This window comes from Parabacteroides timonensis, from assembly GCF_900128505.1.
Lineage (GTDB): Bacteria > Bacteroidota > Bacteroidia > Bacteroidales > Tannerellaceae > Parabacteroides > Parabacteroides timonensis.
This window is the reverse complement of sequence record NZ_LT669941.1, coordinates 2,085,534-2,100,941: the sequence shown is the minus strand read 5'-3', so window position 1 is coordinate 2,100,941 and position 15,408 is coordinate 2,085,534. Positions and strand designations below refer to the sequence as shown.

The 15,408-nt window shown below is 41.7% G+C and carries 13 protein-coding genes; 2 read left to right on the top strand and 11 right to left on the bottom strand.

Features of this window, described 5'->3' with window-relative positions:
- Position 1: 1 nt before the first annotated feature.
- On the bottom strand, positions 2-367 hold the full coding sequence (locus tag BQ7394_RS16010) for a MarR family winged helix-turn-helix transcriptional regulator (RefSeq protein ID WP_075560073.1): 366 nt from the start codon (positions 365-367) through the stop codon (positions 2-4).
- Positions 368-537: 170 nt separating this feature from the next.
- Between BQ7394_RS16010 and BQ7394_RS16005 the strand changes: the two genes are divergently transcribed.
- Entirely contained in the window at positions 538-864 is a 327-nt protein-coding gene (locus tag BQ7394_RS16005) for a cupin domain-containing protein (protein WP_075558341.1), read from the top strand.
- 52 nt (positions 865-916) lie between these two features.
- Here the strand turns inward: BQ7394_RS16005 and BQ7394_RS16000 are convergent, their stop codons facing one another.
- The 5 genes from BQ7394_RS16000 to BQ7394_RS15970 all read right to left on the bottom strand — a co-directional run bounded on the left by BQ7394_RS16000 (position 917) and on the right by BQ7394_RS15970 (position 5,061).
- On the bottom strand, positions 917-1,894 hold the full coding sequence (locus BQ7394_RS16000) for a dihydroorotate dehydrogenase-like protein (protein WP_075558340.1): 978 nt from the start codon (positions 1,892-1,894) through the stop codon (positions 917-919).
- Between the two features lie 22 nt (positions 1,895-1,916).
- Positions 1,917-2,585 carry a YggS family pyridoxal phosphate-dependent enzyme gene (locus BQ7394_RS15995; RefSeq protein ID WP_075558339.1) on the bottom strand — a complete coding sequence of 223 codons (669 nt, stop codon included), beginning with the start codon at positions 2,583-2,585 and terminating at the stop codon, positions 1,917-1,919.
- A complete protein-coding gene (locus tag BQ7394_RS15990; protein ID WP_075558338.1) occupies positions 2,582-3,091 on the bottom strand; it encodes a DUF4494 domain-containing protein in 510 nt (169 codons plus the stop codon). Before BQ7394_RS15990 ends, BQ7394_RS15995 begins: the two co-directional genes overlap by 4 nt.
- Positions 3,092-3,379: 288 nt before the next feature.
- The gene (ndk, locus tag BQ7394_RS15985; RefSeq protein WP_075558337.1) at positions 3,380-3,841 is read right to left on the bottom strand and encodes a nucleoside-diphosphate kinase; all 462 of its coding nucleotides are present in this window, start codon (positions 3,839-3,841) and stop codon (positions 3,380-3,382) included.
- A gap of 617 nt (positions 3,842-4,458) precedes the next feature.
- Entirely contained in the window at positions 4,459-5,061 is a 603-nt protein-coding gene (locus BQ7394_RS15970) for a master DNA invertase Mpi family serine-type recombinase (RefSeq protein ID WP_075558334.1), read from the bottom strand.
- A 320-nt stretch (positions 5,062-5,381) separates the two neighbouring features.
- Here BQ7394_RS15970 and BQ7394_RS15965 point away from each other — a divergent pair, with 320 nt between their 5' ends.
- Positions 5,382-8,219, top strand: coding sequence for a bifunctional fucokinase/fucose-1-phosphate guanylyltransferase (locus BQ7394_RS15965; protein ID WP_082211977.1), 2,838 nt, complete (start codon positions 5,382-5,384; stop codon positions 8,217-8,219).
- A gap of 18 nt (positions 8,220-8,237) precedes the next feature.
- Here the strand turns inward: BQ7394_RS15965 and BQ7394_RS15960 are convergent, their stop codons facing one another.
- From BQ7394_RS15960 to BQ7394_RS15940, 5 genes are read right to left on the bottom strand one after another with little or no spacing between them, the layout of a single operon-like run.
- Positions 8,238-9,311, bottom strand: coding sequence for a Wzz/FepE/Etk N-terminal domain-containing protein (locus BQ7394_RS15960; RefSeq protein ID WP_075558332.1), 1,074 nt, complete (start codon positions 9,309-9,311; stop codon positions 8,238-8,240).
- Positions 9,312-9,317: 6 nt separating this feature from the next.
- Complete coding sequence (locus tag BQ7394_RS15955) at positions 9,318-11,708, bottom strand: SLBB domain-containing protein (protein ID WP_075558331.1); 2,391 nt, start codon at positions 11,706-11,708, stop codon at positions 9,318-9,320.
- Complete coding sequence (gene wecB / locus BQ7394_RS15950) at positions 11,705-12,865, bottom strand: non-hydrolyzing UDP-N-acetylglucosamine 2-epimerase (RefSeq protein WP_075558330.1); 1,161 nt, start codon at positions 12,863-12,865, stop codon at positions 11,705-11,707. The genes BQ7394_RS15955 and wecB overlap by 4 nt, the downstream gene beginning before the upstream one ends.
- Positions 12,862-14,073 (bottom strand): glycosyltransferase family 4 protein, encoded by a 1,212-nt coding sequence (locus BQ7394_RS15945; protein ID WP_075558329.1) that lies wholly within the window; start codon positions 14,071-14,073, stop codon positions 12,862-12,864. The genes wecB and BQ7394_RS15945 overlap by 4 nt, the downstream gene beginning before the upstream one ends.
- Positions 14,070-15,392, bottom strand: a complete 1,323-nt coding sequence (locus tag BQ7394_RS15940; RefSeq protein WP_235848762.1) for an alginate lyase family protein — start codon at positions 15,390-15,392, stop codon at positions 14,070-14,072. Before BQ7394_RS15940 ends, BQ7394_RS15945 begins: the two co-directional genes overlap by 4 nt.
- Positions 15,393-15,408: the final 16 nt, after the last annotated feature.

The following is a 15,408-nucleotide window of genomic DNA, read 5'->3' as shown; positions in this document are numbered from 1 at the left end:
TTTACCCTTTTTTCATGCATTGTTGCAATTTATCGAACAGACTATCGAAACGCAATTCGGCATTCATCATCTGCTGAACTTTCTCTTTACCTTTCGGGGTAAGAGAGAAGAACATCTGCCGCTTATCTTCCTTACTGATTGCACGGTGGATGAATCCTTTGTTTTCGACGGAAGTAATAACCTTGGATACTCGTGAATTCGATAAACCGATATAATCACAAATCGTACCGGCTGATTTTGCCAGGTTGTCTTTCAGGCAGCAAAGCAGCATGGCTTCATTGATTGTGATCTCATGTACCTCCGAGAATGCTTTCTCAAATTGGTACAATGTTTTATAGATGTCCTTTATTACGCAAATTGCTTCCATCTTGTTTTCTTTAATGATGGTGCAAATATAATAATATTTCAGATATAAATAGTGTTTAGTGGAAAATATTTTATTCTTTCTATAATAAAGGCGGTTAGAACATTTGTTTTTTGGAACTTGTTCTAATAAGGAATATTGGAAAGAAATGTAAAACATTTAATTCGGATAAAATGGAAAAGTTATTTCAAAAAGGAGTTGTAGTTGATTTAAGTAGTTGGGTTGATTATTCTGAAGGCGGAGTAGTCAGCAAACAGATTGTAAAAAGTGCAGCAGGTAATATAACCTTGTTTTCTTTTGATAAAGGGGAGGGACTGAGTGAGCATACCGCTCCTTTTGATGCCCTGGTTCAAATATTGGAAGGTGAAATGGAAATAGTAGTTGATGGAAATCATTCGAAAATGAAAGCAGGGGAGTCGTTGGTACTTCCGGCGAACGTTCCGCATGCTTTAACTGCTACAGAACGATTTAAAATGCTTTTGACTATGATCAAGGGATAAAAAAATGGACAAGGCTTCTCAACCTTGTCCATTTTTATTTTATAAGATGAATTTAGTCTCTGTTTGAGAAGTATTTCATAAACTGTGAACGCTCGTACATTGCCGGATTAGGAATGTTGGCATAGTTCAGTTTACCCTGGAATTGTGACAGGCTTTGATAGTGTGCCTGGTGCATCCATTCTTCTATGCAGGTAAGTACCTGTGAAATGATTTCACCGCCATGTGTATATAATGCGCTGCACATCTGTACGGCTGAAGCTCCTGCCAACAGGCATTTGATCACGTCTTCCCAGTCATGAATACCGGTAGAAGAAGCAATGCTTATTCCGGGTACCTTTCCGGATACAATTGCGGTCCAACGGATCGTATCACTTAGGTCGGAGTGGTTGCTGAACACATTGCCGGATACTATCTGCATATTATTAATGTCGATATCCGGCTGGTAGAAACGGTTGAACATAACGATACCGTCTGCTCCGTTTACCTTTAATGTGTTGACCAGTGCCGGGATATTTCCGACATTTTTCCCGATCTTTATAATAACAGGTATTGAAATCGTTTCCTTTACTTTCCGGATGATATTGACGTAGAGGTCGCGTATCTCGTCGGGGTTGTATTCCAAACTCGTTTCAAGGAAGAATACATTCAGTTCTAGAGCGTCTGCTCCTGCCAACTCTATCTGGCGGGCAAAATCAATCCATACATCAGACTTGTAACAGTTGATGCTGGCAATGATAGGAATGGTGCACTGTTCTTTCGTCTTTTTGATCAGTTCCAGATAGTTGTTTACCTGGTTTGCTTTTACATAACCGCGGATATAGTCAGCGGCCTCCGGATAATCGGAGTCCTGCATAAGCGAATCGCTCTGCATTTCGATTTGTTCCTCAAAAAGAGATTTGAGAACAATGGCTCCGGCACCGGCTTTTTCGAATTCTTTGTTTCGCTCAGGATTATTTGTCAAACCTGAACTTCCTACAATTAAAGGATTGCGAAGTGTTAGTCCCGCGTATTGGGTTTTAATGTCAATCATGTCAGATTCAATTTTAATGTAATTAGTACTCGCGTTCGCCGAAAATACTGGTTCCAACCCGTATCATAGTGCTACCCTGACGAATGGCAATCGGATAATCGTGGCTCATTCCCATGGATAACACTGCAAAATTATCATTTCCTTTGAAATATATAGATTTTAATTCACTGAAAAGTTCATGCAAGGTGTGAAATTCCTGTTCGATGAGCGTTGTATCATCTGTATAGGTCGCCATTCCCATCAATCCGCATATCTGAATATTCCTTAGTTCGGCGAGTTGTTCGTTTTGCAGAAGTTCGCGGCATTCGTCTGGTGACAGTCCGTGTTTTGTTTCTTCCTGTGCAACGTGTATTTCCAGCAAGACACGGATAACACGGCTGTTTTTTAAAGCTTGCTTATTTACTTCCTGCAATAATTTAAGAGAATCGATGCTATGGATCGTATGGATAAAAGGTGCGATATCTTTCACTTTATTGCTTTGCAGCGGACCGATAAAATGCCATTCTATATCACCCGGTAGTACTTTTTGTTTAGCCGTCAGCTCCTGTGCCCTGCTTTCGCCGAAGACACGCTGGCCAGCATTGTAGGCTTCCTCCAATGCTGCTGCCGGATGAAACTTAGACACGGCTACCAGCGTGACGTTTGCCGGTAACGATGCCTTTAGCTGTACTATATTCTGGGAGATGCTCATGCTTCCTGTGCTTTGTCTTCAGCCTGTTTCTTCTGTTCAGCAATCAGTTCTTCTCCTGATTTAGGTGTTTTGTCGTCGCTGGCAGAGAAGGGGAAAACATCCATCAGCATGGTTTCCGTAACCGATGCGATCGTGTAATCGGCCATTGTCCCTTTCATGCCTTCTTCCAGTACGGCGATGGCTTCTTTTAATGTGCATGCCTGGGCAAGCATTTGTGCTGCTGTTTTTTTCTCAGCACCGCTTTTCTCGTCGAGCGTGATGAAATAGACCTTGATCTTGTAGAAACGGTCGCCGTTTTCGTTGAAGAATAATTCAGAGAGGCGTGCGCGTTTAATGTCTGTAACAGTAAATTCGCCGGAAATGAACGGGCGGATTTCTTCGATGATACGTGCTTCTGCTTCCGTAAAGGAGAGGGCATCGACCAGGTAAGGTTCTGTTACTTTCTTTTGCATTCCGTTCTCCAGTACTTTTTCAAAGGAGACTTTACATTCAAACCAACTGTGCATATTGTTTTCTTTTAATTTTTGTCTGTACTCATGTTTAAAATACAGTACAAATATAGGTTCAATTCGGGAATAATACAACTGCAATGAATTTCTTTATTTATTTGGAAACATTTCATGCAAAGGGCTTGTTTATATGATATAGTGTGTTTTTCATGGTATTAGATTTTTAGATTAGTAATGAGGTTGTTCATCCGGTCCGGGAGGATAGGATGAGATATCTGAAATAAGAAAGCCGGAAAAGAGAAGACTTATCAACTCCTTTCCGGCTTTTATTATATCTTTGAATCCTTAAAATTCGTCGTTTGCGTAGAGACTGGGGAAATAATTCATTTTATAGTCAAATAGTTCATCCTCATTAAAGAATCTCTTTAATTCGATCTCTGCTGTTTCGAGAGAGTCGGATGCATGTACAATATTTTCCTGTACGCTCATGCTATAATCACCGCGAATGGTTCCGGGTGCAGCATTTCTGCCATTTGTTGCTCCGGCCAAGGTACGAACTACCTGTACTGCGTCGACTCCTTTCCAACAACAAACAATGACCGGGCATACAGCCATGGCATCTTTTACTCTTTGGAAGAAGGATTTTTCTCTGAGGTGGGCATAGTGTTCGCTTAAGAGATCATCAGTCAACCAGGTCATTTTCATGCCACAGAGTATTAATCCTTTCTTTTCAAAACGGGAAATGATCTCACCGATCAAACCTCGTTGAATGGTACATGGTTTTAATATAACAAGTGTCTTTTCCATACTGTTTTCTTTTATAAGGTTCTACGAATATTCTTGATAGCACTAATAATCCCAAAGATAGTGTATTTATTCACTATTAATTAATTTATAGTATAATAATGTGTAAAAACGAGATAAAAATAACAGGTTTTCACTATTACAAATATAATTCTATACTAAAGTGGGAACTGGGCTGTTTATCCATTTTAAGTTGGTTGTCCAGCTATCTGATTATTCTGCATTTTATTTTTATAAGCTTGTGTCCATATTTTTATATTCTTTGAATTTTCGTCCTTGGGTGTATTTGTTACAATCACAGTTTTATACCCAAAAATATCTGTTTTTATCCGAAGATTGACTGTATGTTTGCCTTTGATATGTGAATCATCCAATCTGAAATATTTCTTGATTAAGTTTTAATTCTAAAGTGCTTATAATCATCATGAAATAAAGTGTAAAATATCCCTTCAGAACACAAACATTCTTAACTTTGAATTCTTTGGGACAAGTGTCTTCCACATATTTAGAACAAACAAGTTTAAATAAACAATTTAGCTTAGGTTTCATTAGCTGGGATTGCATTGTTTAACAATTTAGACAGTAACTCTCCGGTTGACAATAACTTAATATTTCTATATTTAATCCAACTCAGGATTCATTTTCATAAAGTCTCTCAGTGTTTGCCGGTTTACTCCTAACTTCTTACTTATATACAATCTGGTTTTCTTTTCCTGCAGAAGTTTGCGTATCTGGCTTTCTTTTCCAGATAACTTATACAACTCGGATTTACCACCTTTAGGACGACCAAGCTTGGTCCCTTCTTTCTTTTTTCTGGCCAATGCTTCCTTGGTTCGTTGGGAAATCAGGTTACGTTCAATTTCGGCACTTAAACTAAAAGCAAAAGCCAAAATTTTACTGTTGATGTTGTTTCCTAACTCGTAGCGTTCTTTTACCGTAAGCACGAAAATGTCTTTTTCCATACATTGATGGAGAAAGCTCATAACCTGCATAAGATTACGACCCAACCGGGATAATTCGGTTGTGACCAAAACATCCCCTTTACGGATTTGTTTAATTAATCTACCAAGTTGCCGTTCTGCAACATCAGTTGTACCACTGATTGTTTCTTCTACCCAACGATCAATACGCATGTTCTTTACTTTTGCGAATTTTTCGATCTCGAATCGCTGATTTTCAGTACTTTGTTTGTCTGTACTGACTCTTACATAACCGTATATCATACAATCTGAAAATTAAATGAATAACTAAAGATACGTCAGAAAACTAAATGGTAAGGGGTGATTAGTAAAAACCAACGTTTTTTATCGTCAACTGGATATGTAAGTTGTTTTTCCCTGCAAATATGAATATAATAATTTAAATCAATAGTATCCTGAATTGTGAAATTAAATTAAAATTCAATGTCGGCACATCCAAAACAGGATCGAAAAATAATATCTGGATTGTTTTATTGTGCTATTGAGTAGGAAAAATTACTTTTGTATTAAAGAATAGATTATTAAACAGAAGCGATTTTCATCGTTTCCATGTAATTATAAGTATGAAAAAGTTGTTATCGCTCCCTCCCAATTTGGTGAGTAGTTTTCATGAAATCGCGAAAGTCGGCAGGAATGAATGGTTTTGCACATCCGATCCGGTTGGTGACCGTTTAGGATCCGGGGGAGGTACTACCTGGCTGGTGGAAGCTTGCCGGCAAAATGAAGCTCCGGAAACACCGGTAAAGGAATGGTTGGGTAGGGAAAAAAGAATATTATTGCATGCCGGAGGGCAGAGCCGGCGTTTACCGGGGTATGCTCCTTCCGGAAAAATATTGACACCGATTCCTGTTTTCCGGTGGGCGAGGGGACAGAAGTTATCGCAAAATCTATTGTCTTTACAGCTTCCTCTCTATGAGGAGATTATGGAGAAAGCCCCTGAATCGCTCCATACACTGATTGCCAGTGGGGATGTATATATACGAAATAGTCAACCGTTGCAAGATATTCCGGATGTGGATGTCGTTTGTTACGGGCTGTGGGTCGATCCGGCCCTGGCAACCAATCATGGCGTGTTCGTGTCGAACAGGCAGACACCCGATAAGCTTGACTTTATGCTTCAGAAACCATCTCTGGCCGATCTGGGGCAGTTGGCCCAGGCCCATCTTTTTCTGATGGATATAGGCGTGTGGTTACTAAGTGATCGGGCTATGGAGTTGCTGATGAAACACTCGTATACAGCCGATGGAAAGACAATGAAGTCGTACGACCTCTATTCCGAATTCGGACTGGCTTTGGGTGAACACCCCCGTATTCCTGATGATGAGTTGAACCAGTTGAGTGTGGCTATCCTTCCTTTGGAGGGAGGGGAGTTTTATCATTATGGGACGAGCCGCGAACTGATCTCTTCGACGCTGACCGTGCAGAATCTGGTCCGCGACCAGCGGGCTATCATGCACCGGAAGGTTAAACCTCATCCTGCCATGTTTGTGCAGAATGCATCGATTAATATTACCCTGACTGCCGCGAACTCGGAGTTATGGATTGAGAACAGCTATATAGGTAAGCACTGGAAGCTGGATAACCGACATATTATAACCGGAGTTCCTGAAAATGATTGGGTGTTAGATATCCCGTCCGGTGTTTGTCTTGATGTTGTACCTGTCGGAGAACAGGACTGGGTGGCCCGTCCGTATGGATTCAATGATCCGTTTAAAGGAGCATCGACTGATGAGAAAACTGTTTTTATGGGATATCCTGTCGCTAAGTGGGCAGAGGAAAGAGGCATCCTATTGGAGGCTTTCGCTGACTTACAGAATGCTGCATTATTCCCAGTTTGTAAGAATATAGAAGAATTGGGTTTGGTTATGCGGTGGATGGTTTCTGAACCGGAACTGCAAAGTGGCAGGGATATATGGAAGTCGTCAGAGAAAATGTCAGCGAATGAATTATCCGATCGTGCCAACCTGAGCAGACTCTTTGTCCAGCGTGAGAAATTCCGTTATGCCAATTGGCCTATGTTGGCAGCCAATCACGAGAAAAGCGTATTCTACCAATTGGACCTGGCAGATGCTGCTCGCGAATTTTCAGGGGGGAATCTGGATTTACCGGATGTACTTCATTCTGAAACACCTTTGATGAAACAGATACATAACCGGATGTTTCGGGCTCGTGTATTACAATTGGAAGGGAAACCGTATGAGGGAGAGCAACAGGAAGCCTTTTCTTTATTACGGGAAGGGTTGATCGGCTCTGTATCCGGAGAAAAGCAATCTCCTTATCTGAATGTATATCGTGACCAAATTGTGTGGGGGCGAAGTCCGGTCCGTATCGACCTGGCTGGTGGATGGACTGATACTCCTCCTTATTGCATGTACGCCGGAGGGAATGTGGTCAATGTAGCCATCGAGTTGAACGGTCAACCACCTTTGCAGGTATATGTAAAGCCTTCGAAAGAATATAAGATCATCTTGCGTTCTATCGACCTGGGGGCGATGGAAGTTGTTTCTACCTGGGATGAATTGCGTGATTATAAAAAGATCGGTTCTCCTTTCTCTATCCCAAAAGCGGCTTTGTCTCTAGCCGGCTTTATCCCTGAATTTTCTGCAACGCATCACTCTTCACTGAAAGATCAGTTGAAAAGTTTTGGTTGTGGACTGGAAGTTACTTTACTGGCGGCTATTCCGGCTGGATCGGGACTCGGGACCAGTTCCATTTTGGCAGCAACCGTGCTTGGAGCAATATCCGATTTTTGTGGTCTGGCGTGGGATAAAAGTAAGATAGGATATCGTACCTTGATTTTAGAGCAACTGCTTACAACAGGCGGGGGCTGGCAGGATCAGTATGGCGGGGTATTACATGGTCTGAAACTGTTACAGACAGGAGAAGGCTTCAATCAGAATCCTTCCGTGCGCTGGTTACCGGAATATTTGTTTACCGACCCGCAATATCAGGCTTGTCATTTGTTATATTATACAGGAATAACCCGTACGGCCAAGAATATCCTGGCAGAGATTGTACAAGGTATGTTCCTGAATAGTACCACGCATCTTCGTCTGCTTTCAGAAATGAAAACGCATGCTCTGGATATGTTCGATGCTATTCAATGCGGTAATTTTGAAATGTACGGTAAACTTATCGCAAAGACCTGGGAACAGAAGAAGGCACTCGATTCCGGAACGAATCCTCCTGCGGTAGAAGAACTGATCGCGCAGATAAAAGAGTATGCCTTAGGTTATAAACTACCTGGAGCAGGAGGTGGCGGCTATTTGTATATCGTAGCAAAAGACCCGGAAGCTGCTTTGCTGATACGTAAACAGTTGACGGCTTCTCCGCGTAATCCGAATGCCCGTTTTGTAGAAATGGGGCTTTCGGATAAAGGATTGCAGATCAGCCGGTCCTGACAGGAAGAGACAGAGTTGTTAGAATAATTGTTTATCCTTGATTAATAGGTAACCGGCCATTCCCGTCAGCGTAATAAACAGGAAACCGATAAGTATCAGTACCTTTTTAGGTGCTGATGCTTTTAGCGGGACAGTAGCCGGCTCTATGATCGTATAGATCGGTGTTTGTTCCTGTACCCGCAGTTTATCCTGTTCCAACTTTTGTGCCAGTGTATTATAGACATTGAATGTCAGCGTCATTTCATTGCGCAATCTTTCCTGTTCTGTCCGGTAACTGGCTGAAATGATATTCTTATTACTATCCTCGAAAGTAGCATAAGCCTTTTGTGCCTTATAATAGGCGGCCTGGGCCTCCTTCAGTACTTTATCGGTGAATTCAAGATCCTGTTTGGCCTTTTGTGTCCGATAGTTGGTAATGTAAGTTTGTAATTTACTTACTACACTTTCTGTTATCTGCGCTGAAATAACCGGGTCTTGCATCTCGACGGATACGGTTACCACCTGTGTCTTTTTATCGACAAAGACGGATATTCTGCTTTGCAATTCCTTAATAATATTCTCCTGCTCTTTGGTCAGGAAGAAAGGGTCGACTTTATCTGATTTCTCTTCTTGGTCTCCGAAAAGTCCGATTAAGTATGATAACCCTTTTAGTGGCGCTTTCAGGATATAACTCCACCACGCATCCCGCTGATGTTCGGCCAGATAATCGAATACGGAGACCGACAATGTCTTTTTCTTATTGGTTACCTGTTCCGGAAATAGTTCCAGTAGGAAAGGTGTACTGTGAACCACGTCCGGATACAATTCCGGTGAGATTGCATCCGGGCTGGTTGTACTATTCAAATCTATCCCTGCTATGGCAGCTAATCCGCCCAGGTTTCCCATCTTATTAGCCGGATTGTTTGTTTCAGGCATAAGTTTGATGGTCGTTGTATATTCTTTGGGGATACTGAAAGCTATGATAAGTCCGGCCAGTATAGCTATAATACTACTTTTTATTAGTAGCTTTCGCTTAGACCACAGATACCGGGCGATAGCGATAATGTCTATATCCTGTTCTGCTCCGGATTGTTTGTTTTCTGTTGTATCCATCATTACTTATTTTAAATTATTTATTATTGAAGTAACCATGGCAGCCATAGAGGTTGTAGAACTCGCTATACTTAGTATTTCAGCCAGGTTCGACCGTCTGTCGCGTTGTGTCTTGGAAGGTACGACGATTTCACATCCCGGTTCGACTTTAGGATAACGCTTAAAGAAGATGCCGACCCTGCGTGTAGTGGCTACTTTACCGTTCATATAAATAACGATCGGGTATTTGCGGGCAATGTCGTTATATCCTCCGGCCTGTGAAAGGCAGTCGCGTACGGAGGCTCCTTTTGTATAGGTGATACTGTTGGGATAGGTAACAGAACCGCTCACCTTTACGGTACTTTGTAGCTGAGGTATATAGATTGCATCCCCGTTACGGAGCACCAGGTCGTGTGTACTTCCAGGATGTGCCAGTGCCTGCTCCAGGTCGATACCAACTGAATAATCTTTTATGTTTGCAAGTGATAGGGCGATGGAGTCTTTGCTTTGTCTATTATTGTTGCTTAGATGCAATAAAGTCTCTACCTGACGCATTTCATCCCGTGTTAACTGGCGTTTCAAACTGGCTCCTTTTACATAGGCATCTTTGGTGACACCTCCGGATTGGGCTATGATATTACTTAGCCGGGTGTTTTTGGTAGGCAATGCATAATCACCGGTGAAAGTTACTTCACCGTTTACTTTAACAACCTGCTGTTTTTCGTAACCTGGAGAGAAGCGTACGAATACATCGTCGAATGGTTCCAGCGTGAAGAGTGTATCTGTATGCGATCCGGATGATTTTGAGGATAGTTTCAGATCATTGTTCAATGAAACTGTATATATCCTGGATATCTGGTTTGTGCTTTTGTCGGCTGTCGGATCTTTTATACGCCGTGCCACTTCCACATTGATCGTAGAGGCTGACTCTTGTAAGCCACCTGCCAGTATAACTGCATCTTCAACCGTCATATTTTTACTGAAAGGAAGGACTGTGTCGGGATAATTAACCGCTCCGCCTACTTTGATGGTATAAGGTTCCCGCAGCTCGAAGAGAGAAGGGATATGTAATTTATCCTCTTTCTGTAATTCAATATCAGGGGCTTTCCCGTTCAGGATATCCTGAACGTCGATAGCTATTACTGTACTGGTAAAATCCGAGTTCAACCGGGTGATATGGGCTCTTCCGATAAATTCGTCTCCTTTCAGTCCGGCAGCTTGGTTTATCAATTGCTTGACGGTATGTACCCGCGGACTTAACTCATATTCACCGGGACGCCATACGGCTCCGGTTATTGTGAGCCGGTTGTCGTAGAAAGGGATAACGGAGTCTACCAATAGGGAGTCGCCGTCATGAAGAATAAAGGTAGGGAAGTCTTCTTCTGTAATAGTTGCAATCTGATAGCGTGAACCAGATTTTCGTTTGATTGTCACGTCTTCGGTGAAAGCATCTCCGGTAAATCCTCCTGCCATCTTCAATAAATCACTTAAAGTTTCGCCTTTACGAAGTTCGAAGGTACGATTACGTTTTACTTTCCCTTTGGTGTTGACCAACTGGTCGTAAGGTTCGATGATAATCATATCATTATCTTCCAGACGGATATTCGTATCGTATTTACCTTTTAGCAGATAGTCGTACACATCCAGATTAGCAATTTCTTTATTGTTGCGATATACCCGTATGTTACGTAAGGAACCGATGTCATTGACACCTCCGGCTGCATATAAAGCGTTGAATAAGCTAGCCAATGAAGGAAGGGTATACGTTCCGGGGGCGACTGCTTCTCCTACGATATTAACCTTAATGCTACGTATCTTTCCAAGTCCGACGGAAACGAAGGTGTTAGGCTCGCTTCCATCCACCAGGTTTGTCATGATCTTTCCCAGTTCCTGCTTGATACGGTTTTCCGCCTGTTCGACTGTTAGGCCGCTAATAGGTACAGGACCTACATTCGGTATAATAATTGTGCCGTCGGGTGATACGGTAAGTTGCAGATTTAACTCAGAGTCTCCCCATACATTGATTTGTAATTCGTCACCGGCTGATAGTGGATAGTTTCTGGGGGTAGGCATGTTTAGGTTCGGCTCGAAAGACAGGTTTTTATTTGAGAATATTTCACGGCCGAAGACGAGGTTCTTGCTACTATCCTGCGGAGTATTGTTTTCGCGTTGTAACTCCAGTGGAGGTATCTCTGTATCGATTGTGATCCTGTCCGTAACCGGATGTTCGGCAGCAGAGATGACCGGTTGATTAGAATGCTGTTGTTCCAGGCGTTTTCTCATCTCCTGCTGAATCTGTTCTTCCGTCATACCTGCGGCTTTTGCTTTATCCAATAGCTCTTGCGGTATTTGGGCGAAAGTGATAGCTGGTATAAAGAGACATAAAACACAGAAAATGTATCGGCTCAAAGTTTTCATAAAATCTTTTTTATTTGTGTTACAATTCTTTGGCAGGCCAGTCCATCCCCATAGGGGTTAACGGCTTTACTCATTTGATTATATTGATTCTGATTTTCCAATAACCGGGAGGTCTCATCCAATATTTTTATGAAATCAGTTCCTACCAGTTTTACTGTTCCGGCGTCTAACGCTTCCGGGCGTTCGGTTGTATCGCGCATAACCAATACAGGTTTACCTAATCCGGGGGCTTCTTCCTGGATACCGCCGCTATCGGTCAGGACGATTGTCGACTGTTCCATCAGATAGACAAACGGAAGGTATTCTAATGGTTCTATAAAGAACATATTCGGGAGATGCGTGTCTCCAAATACTTCCTGTATGGGTTTCCGAACGTTCGGATTCAGATGCATCGGATAGACAAAGTCTACTTTCGGGTATTTTTTCGCTAAAGTTTTGATGGCTTTACACATGGCTATAAAACCTTTACCGAAGTTTTCCCTGCGATGACCTGTTATTAAAACCAATTTCCGGTAACTTTGTTCTGACAGTCGATTTATTTTATAACCTGCTCTTTCCAGTTCATTCCTAAGTTGTTGGCGTAAATTATCCTTGTTTTTTATTTGACTGACCACGTGATACAAAGCGTCTATAACGGTATTGCCTGTTACTGTGATCCGTTCCTCTGCGATCCCTTCCGCTAGCAAATTTTTTTTGCTTAAAGAAGTAGGAGAGAAGTGATAAGTTGCAATTCTCCCGGTAATTTGACGATTCATTTCTTCCGGCCAGGGACTGTATATATTATGAGTCCGCAATCCTGCTTCTATATGTCCGACGGGAATCTGTTGATAGAAGGCAGCCAGTGCTGCGGCCATAGAAGTGGTTGTATCGCCATGTACCAGTACCAGATTAGGCCTGGCTTCCTGTAGAACATCTCTCATTCCGGTGAGGACGCGGGCTGTTACATCATACAGATCCTGTCCTAGCTTCATGATGTTCAGGTCATAGTCGGGATGGATCTCAAAGATATGAAGCACCTGATCCAGCATTTCACGATGTTGTCCGGTGACACAAACGATGGTTTGAAAATTGTCGGTATCTTTTTGAAACTCCTTTACCAGAGGAGCCATTTTTATTGCTTCGGGGCGAGTACCGAAGACTAGCATAATCTTTTTCATATTGTTTCTTTTATTATATGTAACATTCGTTTGGCGAGTAATTTACGATCGAAGTCATGAGCCAGTTTCCGACATCCTTCTTGACATTGCTTGTATAAGGTAGGATCGGATAGAAGCAAATGAAGTTTCCTGTTAAAATCTTCTTCTGATTCCGGTTCAAAGAACAATCCGGCCTGATAAGATTCTAGGATCTGGCGGGCTTCTCCATCTACGCCCATAAGAATAGGAATCTCCATACCTGCATTTTCGAATATTTTAGAAGGAATCACAGTGGTAAACAAATCCGATTTACGTAGGTTTATCAAGGCTATATCAAGGATGGATATATAGCGTTTTACATCTTGTTTGGAGATCGGATCGAGCATGGTTACATTTTTTATATTTAATTGCTCTTTTAGTTTTAGTAAATTCTTTTTTTCCGCCCCGGCTCCGATCAGAAGGAAATGGTAATTATTTTTACCGTCCATGTTGGCGGCACATTGCAGAATAAAATCCAGTTTATGTGCCATGCCATGTGTGCCGATATATCCGATCACCTTTTTCCCTATCAAGCCTAATTCTTCGATCAGCTTTTCATCTTTCCCGACTGGGGTAAACCTGGTCAAGTCTACTCCATTCTTTATTACTTCTATCTTAGGAGATGCAATACCTTTTTCTTCCAGCTTCTTTTTGAAGGAGTCGGTTACGACAACGATTTTATCTGCCGACCGGTAACATCTTTTTTCTTCCCACTCGCAATAACGGATGATTGGATTATCTTTCATGGCTCCGACTGTCTTGATCGATTCCGGCCAAAGATCGCGTACCTCCATGATCCAGGGCTTTCTTTTCCAGAAAGCTAATGTGCGTCCTGAGAGAGCCGTGAAGAATTGAGGGGATGTTGCAATGATAATATCAGCCTGTTGAAAGAGGCCGGCGAAGAATGCAGATACAGAAAAACTAATGTAATCAAGTGTACGTTTCAGAAATCCTTCGTTGGCGGTGATATAACTCCATACACGAATAACATGAATGCCATCCATCGTCTCCTGTTGGTATAATTTATTACTGTATCCTTTATATACTTTCCCTTGTGGAAAATTGGGGACGCAGGTGATAACTGTGACTTCTGCTCCTTGTAGAACCCATTCTTTGCAATGTTCGTAAGTACGTGTAGCGGGTGCATTTACTTCTGGAGGAAAGTTGTCTGTTAAAAATAAAATTTTCATTCGTGTTCTATTCTTAATTTGTTAATAGTGTATTGCATTTGGTTCGTGAATGCTATACATATTTTTTTTGTGGCGACTCGCTTATTGTATTCGAAAGCTACTTCGCAGTCTTCTATCCATATTTCATCTGTTCCGTAAAACTTGAAGATTGCCAGATTGGTTTTTATAGAGTCATTATTGACGGATATGATTCTTATATCCGGATGAAGATGAATCATGGCGATTCCGTTTTTTCCGGATAGAGGTAGAAGAGAATCGCAAATCATGATCTCTTCTTCATTCATGTTAAATATCCGTTGGTGACTGATTCCTGTTTCTCTGAAACCATTATGACTTGCCGTAATACAGAATTTATCTTCTTTTAAGCTGGATATCTTTGCTCGTTGTGCAACCCGGAAACCTCCCCATACTTTACTGGAACTTTTTCCATCTACCTGAACGGTATTATGGGCATGTGTTTCACGTTCGTATTGCCTACGGCTATTTTTTTCATAAGTAGAAATACCGGAATCAATAATGAAAGGCTTTCCGTCAATGCGAAGTTCATAATTGAATGTATCGGCATGAGCATGTCCCGGAATATAATCGGGACCGATATTTCCGACATCCATAACCATTTCAAACGTGTCGGATACAAATTTTCGATATCCGCATTCTTTTAATTTATGAGTAGACCATTGGATTCCCAGTCGTTTAGCATAGGCGAATAAATCCCTGGCGGAAGGAGCGATTCCGTAAGCGGAATCATTCAATAAGGGGATTGTTCCGTCTTTATAGATAATAGCATTTAGCCAGCTAAGCATAAGTCGGGCTTTTTCTTCCAGAAAAGCAATAATACTCTCTTGTCCTTCAAAACGGTAATTGTATTTTAAAGCATTGATACAATCCAGTAACCGGTCCAGAAGTATTTCGTGATACATCGGGCTCAGTTCATAATGGGCCCCATCCGGAAGAATTTGCTCATTGAGCTCTTGCGTCAACAGCCAGACTGCTTTCTCATAAAATTTATCTTCCCGGAAATAAAGTCCTCCCCATAAAAGAGAATAAGCATTTTCAAGGAGATGATTACCCAAGAGGTGGAATTCGAGGTTACTGAATAATCTTTGATACTGGGAATATATAGAAGTGTTCCATTGAGTTAGTTCCGTTTCCGAAATCAGATAATAATATCGGGATATAAATTTGATCCAATTGATATTACGAAGAGCTATCGGATAAGGATCTAATCCTGTTCTATTTGTTGATTGGGCCTGTATAAAGCGGTTGATCCAATCAATACCTAGTTTCGGATCCAATCCTGTTTGTAACAGATAATCCATATAATTGAGGTTATAC

Excerpts from the sequence above, each read along its gene's own strand:
- BQ7394_RS16010 (WP_075560073.1), bottom strand. The coding sequence starts at position 367 with ATGGAAGCAATTTGCGTAATAAAGGACATCTATAAAACATTGTACCAA.
- BQ7394_RS15940 (WP_235848762.1), bottom strand. The coding sequence starts at position 15,392 with ATGGATTATCTGTTACAAACAGGATTGGATCCGAAACTAGGTATTGAT.
- ndk (WP_075558337.1), bottom strand. The coding sequence starts at position 3,841 with ATGGAAAAGACACTTGTTATATTAAAACCATGTACCATTCAACGAGGT.
- BQ7394_RS15970 (WP_075558334.1), bottom strand. The coding sequence starts at position 5,061 with ATGATATACGGTTATGTAAGAGTCAGTACAGACAAACAAAGTACTGAA.
- BQ7394_RS15945 (WP_075558329.1), bottom strand. The coding sequence starts at position 14,073 with ATGAAAATTTTATTTTTAACAGACAACTTTCCTCCAGAAGTAAATGCA.
- BQ7394_RS15965 (WP_082211977.1), top strand. The coding sequence starts at position 5,382 with ATGAAAAAGTTGTTATCGCTCCCTCCCAATTTGGTGAGTAGTTTTCAT.
- wecB (WP_075558330.1), bottom strand. The coding sequence starts at position 12,865 with ATGAAAAAGATTATGCTAGTCTTCGGTACTCGCCCCGAAGCAATAAAA.
- BQ7394_RS16000 (WP_075558340.1), bottom strand. The coding sequence starts at position 1,894 with ATGATTGACATTAAAACCCAATACGCGGGACTAACACTTCGCAATCCT.
- BQ7394_RS15955 (WP_075558331.1), bottom strand. The coding sequence starts at position 11,708 with ATGAAAACTTTGAGCCGATACATTTTCTGTGTTTTATGTCTCTTTATA.
- BQ7394_RS15995 (WP_075558339.1), bottom strand. The coding sequence starts at position 2,585 with ATGAGCATCTCCCAGAATATAGTACAGCTAAAGGCATCGTTACCGGCA.
- BQ7394_RS15990 (WP_075558338.1), bottom strand. The coding sequence starts at position 3,091 with ATGCACAGTTGGTTTGAATGTAAAGTCTCCTTTGAAAAAGTACTGGAG.
- BQ7394_RS15960 (WP_075558332.1), bottom strand. The coding sequence starts at position 9,311 with ATGGATACAACAGAAAACAAACAATCCGGAGCAGAACAGGATATAGAC.
- BQ7394_RS16005 (WP_075558341.1), top strand. The coding sequence starts at position 538 with ATGGAAAAGTTATTTCAAAAAGGAGTTGTAGTTGATTTAAGTAGTTGG.